This window comes from Microcoleus sp. POL10_C6 (genome assembly GCF_036701585.1).
In the GTDB taxonomy this organism is placed as follows: domain Bacteria; phylum Cyanobacteriota; class Cyanobacteriia; order Cyanobacteriales; family Microcoleaceae; genus Microcoleus.
Genome location: NZ_JAUBRB010000017.1, coordinates 17905 through 32475, shown reverse-complemented (window position 1 = coordinate 32475; position 14571 = coordinate 17905). Strand labels below are relative to the sequence as shown.

15 protein-coding genes are annotated in these 14571 nt (G+C 44.8%); 4 read left to right on the top strand and 11 right to left on the bottom strand.

The window, feature by feature from the left end; all coding sequences use genetic code 11:
- Nucleotides 1-517: 517 nt before the first annotated feature.
- Complete coding sequence (locus tag QUA34_RS11715; RefSeq protein ID WP_333386722.1) at nt 518-1984, top strand: glycoside hydrolase family 13 protein; 1467 nt, start codon at nt 518-520, stop codon at nt 1982-1984.
- A 186-nt stretch (nt 1985-2170) separates the two neighbouring features.
- Here QUA34_RS11715 and QUA34_RS11710 read toward each other — a convergent pair whose 3' ends face one another.
- Both QUA34_RS11710 and QUA34_RS11705 read right to left on the bottom strand, forming a co-directional pair.
- Nucleotides 2171-2587, bottom strand: coding sequence for a fasciclin domain-containing protein (locus QUA34_RS11710; protein ID WP_333386719.1), 417 nt, complete (start codon nt 2585-2587; stop codon nt 2171-2173).
- A 166-nt stretch (nt 2588-2753) separates the two neighbouring features.
- Nucleotides 2754-3179, bottom strand: coding sequence for a DUF2358 domain-containing protein (locus QUA34_RS11705; protein ID WP_333386838.1), 426 nt, complete (start codon nt 3177-3179; stop codon nt 2754-2756).
- A gap of 58 nt (nt 3180-3237) precedes the next feature.
- On the opposite strand from QUA34_RS11705, the gene QUA34_RS11700 reads away from it, so the two are divergent.
- Nucleotides 3238-3816 (top strand): hypothetical protein, encoded by a 579-nt coding sequence (locus tag QUA34_RS11700; RefSeq protein ID WP_333386717.1) that lies wholly within the window; start codon nt 3238-3240, stop codon nt 3814-3816.
- A gap of 34 nt (nt 3817-3850) precedes the next feature.
- On the opposite strand, the gene QUA34_RS11695 is transcribed toward QUA34_RS11700, so the two are convergent.
- Nucleotides 3851-4246 carry a VOC family protein gene (locus tag QUA34_RS11695; protein ID WP_333084490.1) on the bottom strand — a complete coding sequence of 132 codons (396 nt, stop codon included), beginning with the start codon at nt 4244-4246 and terminating at the stop codon, nt 3851-3853.
- 53 nt (nt 4247-4299) lie between these two features.
- A complete protein-coding gene (locus tag QUA34_RS11690; protein WP_333331417.1) occupies nt 4300-5514 on the bottom strand; it encodes a histidinol-phosphate transaminase in 1215 nt (404 codons plus the stop codon).
- 183 nt (nt 5515-5697) lie between these two features.
- Between QUA34_RS11690 and QUA34_RS11685 the strand changes: the two genes are divergently transcribed.
- Nucleotides 5698-5982 (top strand): WGxxGxxG family protein, encoded by a 285-nt coding sequence (locus QUA34_RS11685; RefSeq protein ID WP_333386713.1) that lies wholly within the window; start codon nt 5698-5700, stop codon nt 5980-5982.
- A 154-nt stretch (nt 5983-6136) separates the two neighbouring features.
- Here QUA34_RS11685 and QUA34_RS11680 read toward each other — a convergent pair whose 3' ends face one another.
- From QUA34_RS11680 to gor, 7 genes are all read right to left on the bottom strand, one after another.
- Complete coding sequence (locus QUA34_RS11680) at nt 6137-6844, bottom strand: ROK family protein (RefSeq protein ID WP_333084494.1); 708 nt, start codon at nt 6842-6844, stop codon at nt 6137-6139.
- Between the two features lie 32 nt (nt 6845-6876).
- Nucleotides 6877-7566 carry a YqiA/YcfP family alpha/beta fold hydrolase gene (locus QUA34_RS11675; protein ID WP_333386710.1) on the bottom strand — a complete coding sequence of 230 codons (690 nt, stop codon included), beginning with the start codon at nt 7564-7566 and terminating at the stop codon, nt 6877-6879.
- Nucleotides 7567-7667: 101 nt separating this feature from the next.
- The gene (locus QUA34_RS11670) at nt 7668-8153 is read right to left on the bottom strand and encodes a Spy/CpxP family protein refolding chaperone (protein WP_333331428.1); all 486 of its coding nucleotides are present in this window, start codon (nt 8151-8153) and stop codon (nt 7668-7670) included.
- Between the two features lie 19 nt (nt 8154-8172).
- The gene (locus tag QUA34_RS11665; RefSeq protein ID WP_333331431.1) at nt 8173-8619 is read right to left on the bottom strand and encodes a hypothetical protein; all 447 of its coding nucleotides are present in this window, start codon (nt 8617-8619) and stop codon (nt 8173-8175) included.
- Nucleotides 8616-9206 (bottom strand): sigma-70 family RNA polymerase sigma factor, encoded by a 591-nt coding sequence (locus tag QUA34_RS11660; RefSeq protein WP_333311539.1) that lies wholly within the window; start codon nt 9204-9206, stop codon nt 8616-8618. The genes QUA34_RS11665 and QUA34_RS11660 overlap by 4 nt, the downstream gene beginning before the upstream one ends.
- A gap of 298 nt (nt 9207-9504) precedes the next feature.
- Nucleotides 9505-10041 (bottom strand): opioid growth factor receptor-related protein, encoded by a 537-nt coding sequence (locus QUA34_RS11655; protein WP_333331434.1) that lies wholly within the window; start codon nt 10039-10041, stop codon nt 9505-9507.
- A 193-nt stretch (nt 10042-10234) separates the two neighbouring features.
- Nucleotides 10235-11578, bottom strand: coding sequence for a glutathione-disulfide reductase (gene gor, locus QUA34_RS11650; RefSeq protein ID WP_333386707.1), 1344 nt, complete (start codon nt 11576-11578; stop codon nt 10235-10237).
- 523 nt (nt 11579-12101) lie between these two features.
- On the opposite strand from gor, the gene QUA34_RS11645 reads away from it, so the two are divergent.
- Nucleotides 12102-14571, top strand: a 2470-nt coding sequence (locus tag QUA34_RS11645; protein WP_333386704.1) for an NACHT domain-containing protein, incomplete at its 3' end; no start/stop codon positions are given.

The window sequence follows — 14571 nt, the reverse complement described above, 5'->3', positions numbered from 1 at the left end:
TCAATCCCTATGGATATTTAAAAAATTTTTGAGTTGTGAGTTAAAATACCTTTCAATAAATAAAGGCAGTTTAAGGAAAGAATAAGGTTCGGGGTTTTGGCTGTTAATAACAAGTTTTTTGGGTAAATTCCCCATTTTCACAATTTCTCGATCGAGGCTCATGGCGCTGTTGTTCTTTTTCAAGGCACGTAGCGATGCACCGCCACGCCCGCTGACGCTCTGTAGGGGCCCAAAGTGCACTCTGGTTCTGCTTGAGTTTGAGCCGGTTTTTTTTTGCGGGCGTTCCTGTTATCTGAGTTTGTCCGACTCCACAGCACTCAGGAAGCGCCGCCCGTCGGGACGATAAATTTCTTCTAGGTAGAGTCAGTTTTCAATCTTACATTGACGGCAAATTGGTGTAATATTTTACAATTTGTCGATCGACAAAAAGGGATAAAATGTCTATTCTCTACCAAAAGTTAGATCCCCTAGAAACCTCTGCTACTGTAGCCTAAGCCGTAAAAGCGAGAAAAAGTGTATGCAAATTCAAACGCCGGACTGGGTTAAACACGCGGTATTCTACCAAATATTCCCCGATCGCTTCGCCAAAAGCAAACAGCCTCGCAAACGCCTGCTGCAAAACTTCATGTGGGAAGAATGGCACGAAATTCCCACCCTGCAAGGCTACAAAGGCGGAGACTTGTGGGGCGTGATGGAAGAGCTAGACTACTTGCAAGACTTAGGAATTAACGCAATTTATTTCACCCCCATATTTCAGTCGGCCAGCAATCACCGCTACCACACCCACGACTACTATCAAGTCGATCCGATGTTGGGTGGCAATCCGGCTTTTAAAGAGCTTCTAGACGCTGCCCACGATCGCAATATCAAAATCGTTCTCGACGGCGTATTCAACCATGCCAGCCGTGGCTTTTTCTTCTTTCATGATATCCTCGAAAACGGCCCCCATTCTCCTTGGGTAGATTGGTTTAAGATTGAAGGCTGGCCGCTATCGGCCTACGACGGCAATTTTCCTGCTAATTATGCCGGTTGGGATGGGAATCGAGCCCTTCCTGTATTCAATCACGACAATCCAGAAGTGCGAGAATACATCATGGAAATCGCCGAATATTGGATTAAATTCGGCGTCGATGGCTGGCGGCTGGACGTTCCTTTTGAAATTAAAAACCCAGGATTTTGGCAGGAATTTCGAGACCGAGTTAAAGCAGTTAATCCCGAAGCTTACATTGTCGGCGAAGTTTGGGAAGATGCGAGAGAATGGCTCGACGGCACTCAATTTGACGGCGTGATGAATTATCTTTTTGCTGCACCGACTATTGCTTTTGCAGCGGGGGACAGGGTAGATTTAACTCAAATTGAAGGCCGTGCTTACCATCCCTATCCGCCGCTTTTTGCTAAAGAGTACGGCGACAAAATTCAGCACGTTTTGGAACTGTACCCGTGGCCGATACAGCTAACTCAACTTAATTTGTTGGCCAGTCACGATACTGCGAGGTTGTTAACAATTGCAGGAGGCGATAAAGCTAGCGTCGAACTTGCTACTTTGCTACTGTTAACTTTTCCTGGAGCTCCCAGCATTTACTACGGCGATGAAGTTGGTTTGCCCGGTGCTCTAGATCCCGATTCTCGCCGCGGTTTCCCCTTACAAGGTCACTGGGAACTTGATGTTTTAGATTACCACAAGCAGTTGATAGCTTTGCGGCACAAATACGCTGCCCTCCGCACTGGTTCGTACCAAATTCTGTTTGCTGAGGGAACGGTTTACGTTTTTGCCAGAATTTTGGGGGATGAGGAAATAGTTGTTGCTGTCAATGTCGCGACAGAAGCAGCTAATATTAGCTTTGAGCCAGCTAAGTTGAAATCTCCTCACGATAAATTGCTGTTTGGGAAAGGCGAGTTTGTTTGGAAAGGTGACGGGGAAACTCGCCTTTTAGAATTGATGCTGCCGGCGCGCTCAGGATTGATTTTAGGTTCGGATAATTAGTTCAGCAATTACGCAAGTGTCACGATCCAATCGACTTGTAGGGTGTGTCAGACCGATTGATGGACGGACGATCTAGGGTTTGGACTCTGACCCACCTTACTAATTGTGACACTTGCGTAAGTTCTCTAGCTTAAAATTTAAGGTGCGCCGATAAGCACCCTACTAAATTTAGAGATGCCGCAAGTTTTATTCGGCTGCAACCATTGCTGGTAGTAGCACCGAATCAATGATATGAATGACGCCATTGTCGGCAAGAATATCTGAAGTGAGAACTTTAGCATCATTCACTTTAATGCCCTCAGAAGTATCAATTCCCACCACAGAACCTTCCACTGTTTCAGCAGAACTTAACTCAAGTAAGTTCTCAGTTAGTACCTCTCCAAACAGAATGTGATAAGTCAGAATTTTCTTGAGCTTGGGTATGTCTTCCAACCAAGACGTAATAGTGTTCGTAGGAATTTTGGCAAAGGCCTCGTCAGTTGGTGCTAAGACGGTGTAGGGGCCCGGACTTTGCAATAAATCTAACAAACCAGCCGCTTCAATAACAGTCACGAGTGTTTTGAAAGAGCCGGCCTTGGTGACAGTCTCGACAATATCAGGCATGATGTTTTTCAGGAGTGCAAATAGCAGAAAATAAATCTGTGGCGACGATCATTTTAGCAATTTACAAATAGCAGAAAATGAATCGGAGGGATGATGATTATTTGAGCCATTATAAGTTAAATTCGGTTGCCGGCTCTGATGGCTGGGCGCGATCGACCTTTTGGGCTTATACTTGGGTCGCCTCCTCCCCCTTGCGGAAAAACTGCTTTAAAATCTCTCCGGGCTCTCTGTCCCAGGTGTCGATATGTTCGTAAATTAAGCCGTCTTTATCCAGTTTATAAGTAGAGTAGCCGTTAAAAAAAATCCGAGCTTTCCAGGGAACCCGCAGTGTCCCGCGAACAGTCCAATTTGCCACAATAGTATCATGGGCTGTCTGACCTACGTCGTGCAGGTCAAAGTGAATCTCGTTAAAGAATAGCTGGCCGTGAAATCGCAGAGTCCAAAAGATAATGCGATAGTTGATTTTTCCTTTAAATTTGTTAACAGGGTCTTGAAAATAAACATCTTTTGTGTAGATGTCGTAGGAGATGTCTTTCTCAAACAGCGTCGGGAGATCCGCTTTGAGGGTGTCTACTGCTTGTTCTACCTGCATTTGATATTCGATCGCGCTCAAACTACCACCTTGTGACAGTATTAATTTATAACTTTAAATGAATAATCTCGATCTGCAGCGGGATGAGAAAAAAGTCGATACTTCATCCAGCTCTAATCTTACCTCTAATTATATTGTCCGCGCCGGCCTTTCTGCTGGCCCGGACTTGCGACATCGAAACCTTGGCACAGATTTGACAGAACACCCCCACTCCTCTGATATTCTCGCAGAAATCAACAGCGGCAAGCTGTTGATGATAGATAGCCGTCGCCGGAACGGTCTAATTTTGATTAAACGTTTCCACGCGGAGTTTGCCGGGCCTGGGGCTGCCGTTGGCGGCGCTTTTGAGGTTGACTCTCAGCAGGTAATTCCCGTGGGCGATTTTTGTTTGGTTTGCCCTCAATCTCCCGAAGAAATACAGAAAGCTTTTGGAATTCGGCGGCAGTGGGTGCGGTTAATGGAACAGTTAACGGCAAAGCCGACAGCTTTGGAACGCGCACAAATGGTTTTAACTCAGTTTGAACAATATTTGGATTCGGAAACGGTGGCACAAATTCCCGATGAAGCTTTGGCACTTTTAGTAGGCGTATTTCCCCAGACTATTCGGGCGGCACGGCAAGGAAATGATCAGTTATAAATTGGTGTAGATACCTTATGCTGCGATCGCGCTGCTACAAGCTCCACTCGGCATTCTGCAAAACGACTCGATAGCCATCTGGGTCTTCAAAGGTAACTCCATCTTTGTCCCAGTAGGGATTGTAGGAGTTTACAGGCTCAAATCCACTGGCTTTCATTCGCTCAACAGCCTGCTGCCATTCTTGTTGGTTAGGAAGGTAAAAGACGATAAGATTGTCTTGAGTTGGAGCGCCACCTACAATATGTCCCCGTTGATGGATGAATTCAAAGTGGTGGCTTTCTCCTGGCATTCCAACCATTACTCCGTCAAAACCTTCATGGTTTTCAAAACGATCGAGGATTTGCAGCCCTAAACCCTCTGTGTAAAAATGAACAACTCGATCGAGGCAATCCGTTGGACGAGCAACCCGTAAAACCTTTCCTTGAAGCATATATATCTTCTCCAATGTTATTTTTGTGTTAAGCAGAAACTGGATACCGAATATTATGAGTTGTCAAAAATTTCTCCTATTCGATCGACTGTTCGCTGATTTTCCTCGGGACTGCCCACCGTAATTCGCAAACCTCCTCCAGTATGCCGAATTAAAGTACCTCGATCTTTTAGCTGCTGCATGATTTGTTTGTGTTCCTGTTCAGCAGATTCGCCATCGCCAGCTTTCACCCGCAGGTAAACGAAGTTAGCCGCACTCGGCCAAACTTGCAATTTTTGATGCTGAGTTAGCGCTGCAATTAATTTGGCTCTTTCTGATAGAGTTTCGGGAATGGTTGCTAGCAATAACTGCCGCTGCGCTAGGGCTAACTCGGCTGCTGTTTGCGAGAAACTGGGAAGGTTGTAGGGGAGACGGATTTTTTCTAAGGTGGCTGTGAGTTCGGGATGGGCGATCGCATATCCGACTCTCATTGAGGCCAGTCGAAATGCTTTGGAAAATGTGCGTAAAATAATCCAATTCGGGTGCTGGTGCAATTGGTGTGCTAAAGTATTTTGGCTGAATTCAAAATAGGCTTCGTCAATTACTACTAATATCTCTTCGGGTAAAGTTGACAACCATTCTATTTCATCGGTTGTCAAAGCATTGGCTGTAGGGGAATTGGGATGAACGACAAAGACGGCGCGCACGGGGGGATTTTGATTTTGGTCGTTAGCGCACCCCGCCCCTACGGGGGCTACCCCAACGGAGAGGATCGCCCTTTTAGCCGCCTCGATATCGATTTCAAAATTCTCCTCTTTCCGCTGAACACTCACAACGGGAATGCCGAGGGTTTGGGCCATTATTCCATACATCGAAAATGTAGGATTCGCTACCAAAATAGAGCCTTTACCGCTTAAACAAGTAGCTATTAAGAGGGATCTAATTAGTTCGTCGGAACCGTTACCCACAGAAATATTGTCGGCTGTAATGGCGGTTTTTGGCAGTGTAACCCCCTCTAGCGGGGGGATTGTGATTGATTCATTGACGTATTGGGCGAGATCCTCTTTGAGCGCTGCGTGGCCTCCGTCGGGATAGCGATTTGTCTCAATTAACTGCTGGTAAGTCCAAGCTAGCTTTTTTTTTAATTCTTCTGGCAAGTCGTAGGGGCATTCGTTGGTATCGAGGCGATCGATCGCACTTTCGGAGTGCGCTGGTTCTCCTGATGTGCCGCCCGGATGGGGAGTGTATGCGGTAAGTTCGGCTAAATCTTTTCGGATAAAGGGAAGCATGGTATAGTTTACGACTTTTTATTTTAGATAATCTGCTTAGAAGCATCTGAACTTAGCATAGAGCTTGTTCTATCTCGAAAGCAAGAGGAGATGCGGGATTTAGTTTCTGTCGATCGATTGATGCGTCGGCTGTGGCCAATTGATTATTCTTAGAAAGTAACTGCTAATATGTGGAAACCAAGTATGAAAGTCAAGCCTTCCGATATATCTAAAAATGCCGCCGCTACCCTCATAGCTTTGAGTTTGGCTGTTCTCCCTTCAGCTATGCCTGCCTCAGCTCAAACGGAGTCAGCTCCGGCCCAGAACAATACTGAGTCTAATGGAGTTGTTCTAGACAGAACTCCCTTTCAAGAAAGCAAGGAAGACAACAATCATTGGGGTGCTTTGGGTTTGTTGGGCATCCTCGGTTTGGCGAATCTGTTTCGCAAGGATGAACCCAAACGCTACCGCGATCCGATGGGCGAATAATTGTTTAAACGGCGGTCGCACAAGCCAAAAAAGAAATCAACCGTCGTGGATTCCGAAACCGGGTTTTTTACCGAAAGACTGGATTATTGCCTTTAATCCGAGCAAAAAATCCGGTTTCTTTGATATTGATGGGAATTTTGGCCACAAAGTTTATTCAATCCCGCCACAAAGCAATGCCACCCAATAAGCCGCTCACATTTGGTACTATTTTAACCTGCGGCGGTAACTCAAAAACAATCTTTTTAGTATTGCCGCCGCCGATGTAAATGCGATCGCAGTTAAAGAGATATTGCAGATAGGTGAGCGCTTTTTCCAGACGGCGATTCCATCTTTTGGAACCGACTGTATCTAATGCCGATCGCCCTAATTGCTGTTCGTAAGTTTCCCCTTTGCGAAACGGGTGATGTCCTAACTCTAGATTTGGCACCAAGATCCCATCGACAAATAAGGCAGAACCAAAACCGGTGCCAACGGTAATTACTAATTCTACCCCCGTCCCAGCAATTGCTCCCAATCCTTGAATATCGGCATCGTTAGCCACTCGCACAGGTTTTCCCAAGCGATCTTTGAGAGTAGTTTGTAAGTCAAAATCTATCCAAGACGGATCTAAATTCACTGCGGTTTTTATGACGCCTAGACGCACGACTCCAGGAAAACCGACGGATACTCGGTCAAATTCTCCTTGTCCGCTGGCTAAAGAGGCGATCGCCTCTAGTACGGGTTCGGGTTTCGGTGGTTGAGGCGTTTCTAAACGGCTGCGTTCCGTTTGGGGATCGCCTTCATTGTCCAAAACCATAACTTTGATGCCGCTTCCGCCAATATCCACGGCTAAGGTGCGAGTCGATCGATCTTGTTCAGTCATTTGATTGTTGAGACTTGCAAGTTGGTAAAATTTTAATTTTTGAATTGGCAAAACTTTTGAATCGCTTCCCAAATTTCCGCTAGGACATTTCCCAAAGAATGATCGTCTTCTAATTCGATTAATTGCACCCAGGGACGGTTAGCGGCAAAATTTCTGCTAGCTTGAATCGGTATTATTGTATCATGTTTGCCGTGAAGAATTAACGTAGGGACTGATCGAATTAATTTTTCTTCAGGGTATTGAGCCATATCTGCCACAAACTGATAATTCAGTGGCAGATAACGCTGTTCGCCGTAGTGGTAAACGGGCAAATATTTCTCACACTGCCACTTTTCTAACTGTTGCTGTCCCAACAGTGGCAGCCAGTGGGAGATAAAGTCAAAAGCTGGCGCTAACAAAACTATTTGCTTTACTGACAATTGTCGCTGGGTCAACCAAGCCGCGGTCAGTCCCCCAAAACTCGACCCAATTATTGTAACTCCCCCTAATTGTTTTACCTTATCGGCCGATGGGGAGGATGGGGTTTGCAGAAATTCTGTTTCTATTTGCTGCAACTGGCGGGTGAGGGTGAGACCGGAAAAATTGTTTTGATTGAGATCGGGAGTTTTTAGGTCAATTCCTAGGGACGAAAAGCGATCACGGAAATATTTTGCCTTAAGGGAATCGGGACTTGATGCAAATCCGTGTAAATAAATGTAACTCGAATGGTTTTTTAAATTCATTCAGTAATTGATATTTAACAACAAATATTAAGTATAACACCCAGAGCCCCGACTTCTTTAAGAAGTCGGGGCTCTAATAAGCCGTGAACAAAATGGAACTATTACTGCGGTTTTTGACCGTTTTGCATCCGATTTTTAGCATTTTGTCGGCGCTGCTGCATCATTTGAGCTAATTGGCTGCGCTGTTCGGCTGTGAGCACTTCTCGCATTGCGAGTGTACTTTCAAATTGCACCTCTTCCAACTGCTGCCTCAATCCGATTATTTGACGGTGTTTTTCGCGCATTTCGCTGGCATTTGCCGTGCCGGACATCATCGTTTCCAATTCTTGTCTCGCTTGGCGGATTGCTTGCATCCGCTGGGAAACTTGGTCTTTGTAGCGATCGCGAACTGCTTGCATTTGCTGCTTTTGGTCAGCGCTTAAATTCAGTTTCTCGAACATCCCGCCTTCCTTGCCAGCAGGTCGATTTGGTCGCTGATTTTGTGCAAATGTTTCCGGTTCGAGGGGATGAGGAACTGCTATTGCTGCGGCTGTACTACCGAGAGTCAGCATTAAAACTGCTAGGGCAGAAATACGACGAATTGACATGAAAATTACCTCTTTGATATTACTTATTTGTTGGCGCTTGGCTGTCAGCACCAGGGCTGACATTCAACCAGTCTGTTTGCGAGCGATCGGTCATACTTTCTTGGGTAGAATCATGGAGGACACCCTCCCAGTTAGTAACTAAAAATGCTTCTAACTTAGCTGTTTCCTCATCTGGCAATTGTGCAGTATTAAAGGGACGGTAGCCAGACCAAAAAACTAGCAAAATAGCAGCAATTGCAGACGACAAACCCCACTTAGAAACAGAGAATATTTTTAACCTGTTATCAGACTTGGCTGACGCAAGTAATCGCGTTTTTTGGCGGTGATTTTCATGGAAAACACTCGCCTGATTACTTTCGATTGCTGCTAGGAGTTTTCGCTCTAAATCTGGTGCAGCTTCAGGAAGATTTGGGCGATGTTGCTTCAAGAAATTAACTAACTCTTGGTCGCTGCTTGGATTATTCATAGCTCGCTGACACCTTCTTTTTGCAAAAATTGCCGCACAGCATTTCGGGCATAAAACACGCGAGATTTGACGGTTCCCGCCGGCAGTCCCAAAATTTGAGCTACTTCTTTTTGCGGGATGTCTTCTAAGTCGTGCAGCACCAAAACGCTGCGGTGTTCAAAGCTCAATTTCTCCAATCCTCGCTGCACTAAATCTTGATAGTGCAACTGCATCAAGTCAGAGGTACGATCTGTGACAACAATCCGATCCATTTGTTCTTGATTTTTGAGTTTGGAATCAAAAGAATGCTGCTTAGCAACTGCTTGTCTTTGGTCAGAAGCCACATTCCAAGTGATTCGATAAAGCCAAGTAGAAAAGTTGTCTTGGTGCTTGAGTTTTGGCAATCCTTTCCACACTCGCAGGAATACTTCTTGCGTTAAGTCGTCAAGCAGCGACGGCCCACAGAGTTGGTAAAGGGTTGACCTGACTTTGTGTTGGTAGCGTTGGTAAAGGTGGCGAAAGCAGGTGCGATCGCCCTTTAAACATTCAGCAACTAAGTCCGAGTCGGAACAGTTATCGATTAAAACATTGGCTGACACAGCTAACACCTGTGAAGTCTCCCCCACCAGTTCGTTATCTGAAGTGTTTAGACAGGACGATCGCGAAAAAGGTTCAAATAATTTAAAATATTATTTTGAGCATGAATCCGCTTGGGGTAAAAAACTGCACCAATGTCAGCAACAGGCAAGATGCCTGTTCCACAAAAATTAAATAAATTTTTTTGTGGGGAGTAAGGGTTGGGCTTCTAGCCCGCCCCTAACAGGCAAGAGACCTGTTCCACAAAACTCAATTTTATTGTGGAACGGGCATCTTGCCCGTTCTTAACAAGAATACAAGATGTGAGTTCTAACTATTTATAGCATTTTTCCAATAAGTATAAGTCTCTAAACCAATACTTTTTGGATCTTCATTATAGAGTTCATCTAAACATTTGAAAAGAGCTAAAGCGTAATTTTTCAATCCCAACTCTGTCAAACTTGTGATAATCCTAGTCAGCCGCAGGTAGTTGTGATTAAATTTTTGAATCCACTCTCTTTTTCTTGACAAATATTCTGCGGATTTGGCAATTACAATTTCTGCGTTCTCCCCTTCGCGGCATTCCAACCCGTAAAATGCCAGCATGACATTGAACGAATGGAGTAAGCGATTTTTCAACTCTTCACTTGTTCTAAAAGCTTGAATTACCTCATCATTTAAAGTCGGAGCACTGGAATTAAAGCGACTCTTTTCTCTCAGAGGAAACAGCCATTGAATGTAATTGTGCACGGATTCCAGCTTCTGGTAATCCCACGACCAAATATCCTCGATCGCCCGACCTTGTGAATCAGGCTGCTGACCGAGATAGAATGCTAAAATTTTGTTTTGTTTGGTTGAATTACTCATTAATAAGCTGTTTTGTATCTAAATTGTATTTTTGGGCGGGCGGGACGCCCAACCCCTACTCCCCACAACCAGAAAATTTAATTTTTGTGTGGAAAAGGCATCCTGCCTGTTCATCAAAATAGTTTTCTTGAGTCGGTTTTAACCGACTTTAGCTATTAGCCAGGGACTTAAGTCCCTGGCGGCTTCGCCCTGTTTACCGCAAAGTAACAAACTCTTCAGCAGTTGATGGGTGAATGCCAATAGTCGCGTCGAAATCTTTCTTCGTAGCTCCCATATTAACAGCGATCGCCATTCCTTGAATAATCTCGCCCGCGTCTTTCCCAACCATGTGCACGCCCAAAACTCTGTCAGTATTAGTTTCAACGATTAACTTGACAAAAGTTTTCTCGTCTGCACCTGTCAAAGCGTGAAACATCGGTCGAAACTTGGCTGTGTAGCACTTAATTGAGTCGGGAAACTTTGCTCTAGCCTGCACTTCGTTTAAGCCGACTGTAGCAGCTTCCGGCTGGGAAAATACCGCTGACGGCACATTTTCGTGAGTGATTGCTCTCGGATTGTTGCCAAATTCAGTATCTGCAAAAGCGCGTCCTTCGGCGATCGCAATTGGCGTTAAATTGATGCGGTTGGTGCAATCTCCCACTGCAAAAATGTGCGCCTGACTGGTACGGCTGTCTTTGGTAACTGCGATCGCACATTTATCTGTTTCTACTCCCGCATTTTCTAAAGCCAATTTTTCCAAGTTGGGTTTGCGCCCGGTAGCGCACAACAGCGCGTCTACTATTAGCGTTCCTTCGGATGTTCCCGACAGAGTTAATTTTAAGCCTTCTGGGGTTTTCTCAATGTGGTTGATCGAGCTTTCTGTCAAAATGTTTATTCCGTGCTTAATCATTCCTTCTTGCACGTTGGTGCGAATTTCTGTGTCGAACTCGTTCAAAATTAAGTCACGGCGGATGATTTGAGTTACTTGGCTTCCCAACCCGTTCATAATGCAAGCAAATTCGACGCCGATGTAGCCGCCGCCCCAAATTGCCAACCGTTTTGGCTGCTCTTTTAGGAGGAAGATTTCGCGAGAGGTAATCGCGTGTTCGATGCCGACAATTGGGACTCTTTGCGCTTCTCCGCCGACTGCAATTAAGATTTTGGCTGCGGTGATTTTTCTGTCACCAACTTCGACGGTGTGAGGATCGATAAATTTGGCGTATCCTGAAATTAATTCAACTCCGGCTTTTTCGAGGAAGCTGATGTGCAGTTTGCTCAGCCGCCGCACTTCTGTGTCTACGCTGGTGACGAGTTTTTCCCAATCAAAGCTGCTTTCTACTGGACTCCAACCGTAGCCCACCGCATCTTCATAAAGGTGCGAAAATGTTGAGGCGTACACCATCAGTTTTTTGGGGACACAGCCGCGAATTACGCAGGTTCCGCCTACTAAGTCATTTTCGGCGATCGCCACTTTTGCGCCGTAGGATGCTGCTCGCTTGGAACTCGCCAATCCGCCGGAACCCGCACCTATCACAAACAAGTCGTAGTCGTATGTCATAATTGTCTGTACCTTCTTATCGCCCACTTACCAATTTTACGCTTTACTTTTTTTAATGATATCTCAAAAATTTTTGTTTTTTTTTTGGGGAAACTACTTTACTTTTTGCGATAAATCGGGTATTATTTAATAATAGGAATCTGTGCGTTAATCTTAGAATTGCTCACACTCCCATTATTAGAGTATAGCACAAGCGATCGACAAGAAACATATAAAAATGTAACTATTTTCGAGCCGCCGCCAAGAATAAAAGAGCTAATTGTCGATCGCTCCTTATAGCCGAGTCGAACTCCCGTAAATCCCTGTAAAAAAGCGCACCTTTGATGCTCTTCCCGATTTCTAAGGGGTAGTAGGGCGAAACAATCAGGCGGAATCAAGGCTAATCGCAGCGCAGCGATAGAAAACTGATACTACCCTAACCTATCGGGGCTATCACAGGAGATTAGCCTACAGTTTTTGAGAATTTCATCAATCCTTGATAATTGCTATATTATAAACATAAATTAATTATCGGGCTAGCTTTATGATCGATTGGCTTTTGCTCTGGGGAGTGATGCAAGGAGTCGGCATTCTCGTTCAACCCATCTTAGAAGACTTGATCAAAGACGGCGCGAAGGATTTTGCTAAAGATTTTTTTAAAGATTCCCTGAAAAACGTTTTATTAGGCGAAAAAGACCCGCGAAAAGTCGCAGCGGGCAAAGCAATCAAAAAGTTTTTGGAGTTGGTGGAACAGCAGTTGAAAATTGGCGGACTTTCCCCAGAGCAAAGAAAGCTGTATATTAAAGATGTTAAACAGTTTATCAATAACAAGTCTGTTAAGGAAATTTTGGGCAAGGCTTTTGAGAGCGATCGCGAATCTCTCGAGGCAGAACTTCTCGAACAAACCTGGACTCAACTAAATTTGGCTCCGTTACCCGCAAGATTTAAGTGGCAAACCATCGCGACTCAGTATCTGGCAGAAGTTCAAGAAATTCTCTTTGACTCAAAAGACTTGCGCGATATTTTGACTGCTCAAAATCTGGATAGCATTCAGAAAAATACTCAAGAAACGGCGGGGATTATCCCCGATTTTGACTTGAGGCAATATCAAGAAGCTCTGTGCGAGCGTTACAGCAATCTCAATTTAAGCAGCGTCGATCCCAATACCTACGATTACCGGGAAAAGCTGAAAGTTTGGCAAATCTTTATTTTCCAAGATGTGCGATCGATTTACGAATCATTTCTGCCCCAAGCTTACGAAATTCCTAAAGAACATCAACGGCGGCTGCAAGACAGCAATCAATTAGACGCGATCGATCTAGAAAATTTAGAGAAATATCGGCGCGGTTATTTTTCTCAGCCGATCGTATCCGTGTTAGATGTTATCAATGACAAGCAAAAGTATCCCTACATTGTTATTTTAGGCGATCCGGGTTCTGGCAAGTCTACTCTGTTACAATATTTAGCATTAAACTGGGCGCGATCGCCCTTAAATAGCGTGACATCTCAGCCGATTCCGCTGCTAATAGAATTGCGGACTTACATTCGCAGCGGGGAATCAGGACATTGCAAGAACTTCCTCGAATTTTTTCATCAAAGTCCGGGTTCAATTTGTCACTTGAATCAGCATCAATTGCAGGAACAGCTTAAAGCAGGCGAGGCTGTGGTGATGTTCGACGGGTTAGATGAAATTTTCGATCCCGGGAAACGAGAAGATGTAATTACAGCGATTCATCGGTTTACCAATGAGTATCCGCGCGTGCGAGTGATTGTCACGTCTCGGATTATTGGTTACAAACCTCAACGCTTGCAAGATGCAGAGTTTCATCACTTTATTCTCCAAGATTTGAATGCGGAACAAATTCAGGATTTTGTTCGCCGCTGGCACGAATTAACTTTTACTAATGCTATGGAAAAAGCGCGAATTCGCGCTCGCATGAAAAGAGCATTAGCGTATTCATCAACGATTCGAGATTTAGCGGGTAATCCGTTATTGTTGACGATTATGGCCATTTTAAATCGCGGGCAAGAATTGCCGAGAGACAGGGCGGAACTTTACAATCAAGCTTCGCGCGTATTGCTGTATCAATGGGATGTGGAAAGGTCTTTAGTAGAGGATAGCAGGCTCGATCCCAAAACTATTGATGCTAAAGATAAGCAAGAAATGCTGCGGCGAGTCGCTTACAAAATGCAAGCAGCACCTGAAGGGCTGGCTGGCAATATTATTAGTGCGGAAGATTTGGAAAATACCCTCACAGCATATCTGAAGAATAAAGATTTCGATCTACCCAAAGAGCGGACAAAGTTGATAATTAACCAACTGCGAACTCGCAACTTTATTTTATGTTATTTGGGTGCGGATACTTATGGGTTTGTGCATCGAACTTTTTTGGAATATTTCTGCGCGTCGGAGGTGGTGGAAAGGTTTCAGAAGACACAAGAAATTTCACTGGAGGAGTTGAAAAGCGATGTTTTTGGCAAGCACTGGGATGATGAATCTTGGCAGGAAGTTTTGTGCTTGATTGCGGGATTAATTGCGGGAAAGTTTACAGGGAAATTGATTGAGTTTTTGATTGAACAGGATGGGGCAGCCAAAAACTTCAGCAATCTGTTTTTGGCGGCGAAGTGTTTGGGTGAGGTAAGGGATAGAAAAGAGATTGCTGGGGTTGAGAGTCAATTGCTTGAACGCTTAAAAGAGTTAACCCAGTACGACCTCAATGACTATTATAAGCGCGATGGAGAAGGGGCACGTCTAGTGATGGAAATTCGCACTCAAGCAGTAAGTGCCATCGCCTTTACTTGGAAAGATGACCCAGAAACCTTACCTTGGCTCAAACAAATGGCTCAATCTGATGAGAATTCGTATGTACGACAAGTGGCAGTCCAAGAATTAGCACGGGGGTGGAAAGATGACCCAGAAACCTTACTTTTCCTCACACAAATGGCTCAATCTGATGAGAATTCGTATGTACGACAAGTGGCAGTCCAAGAATTAGCACGGGGGTGGAAAGATG

Coding starts and splice junctions, on each gene's coding strand:
- QUA34_RS11715 (WP_333386722.1), top strand. CDS start 518: ATGCAAATTCAAACGCCGGACTGGGTTAAACACGCGGTATTCTACCAA.
- QUA34_RS11675 (WP_333386710.1), bottom strand. CDS start 7,566: ATGAATTTAAAAAACCATTCGAGTTACATTTATTTACACGGATTTGCA.
- QUA34_RS11710 (WP_333386719.1), bottom strand. CDS start 2,587: ATGCCTGATATTGTCGAGACTGTCACCAAGGCCGGCTCTTTCAAAACA.
- QUA34_RS11695 (WP_333084490.1), bottom strand. CDS start 4,246: ATGCTTCAAGGAAAGGTTTTACGGGTTGCTCGTCCAACGGATTGCCTC.
- QUA34_RS11655 (WP_333331434.1), bottom strand. CDS start 10,041: ATGAGTAATTCAACCAAACAAAACAAAATTTTAGCATTCTATCTCGGT.
- QUA34_RS11680 (WP_333084494.1), bottom strand. CDS start 6,844: ATGACTGAACAAGATCGATCGACTCGCACCTTAGCCGTGGATATTGGC.
- gor (WP_333386707.1), bottom strand. CDS start 11,578: ATGACATACGACTACGACTTGTTTGTGATAGGTGCGGGTTCCGGCGGA.
- QUA34_RS11700 (WP_333386717.1), top strand. CDS start 3,238: ATGAATAATCTCGATCTGCAGCGGGATGAGAAAAAAGTCGATACTTCA.
- QUA34_RS11685 (WP_333386713.1), top strand. CDS start 5,698: ATGAAAGTCAAGCCTTCCGATATATCTAAAAATGCCGCCGCTACCCTC.
- QUA34_RS11705 (WP_333386838.1), bottom strand. CDS start 3,179: ATGCAGGTAGAACAAGCAGTAGACACCCTCAAAGCGGATCTCCCGACG.
- QUA34_RS11665 (WP_333331431.1), bottom strand. CDS start 8,619: ATGAATAATCCAAGCAGCGACCAAGAGTTAGTTAATTTCTTGAAGCAA.
- QUA34_RS11670 (WP_333331428.1), bottom strand. CDS start 8,153: ATGTCAATTCGTCGTATTTCTGCCCTAGCAGTTTTAATGCTGACTCTC.
- QUA34_RS11690 (WP_333331417.1), bottom strand. CDS start 5,514: ATGCTTCCCTTTATCCGAAAAGATTTAGCCGAACTTACCGCATACACT.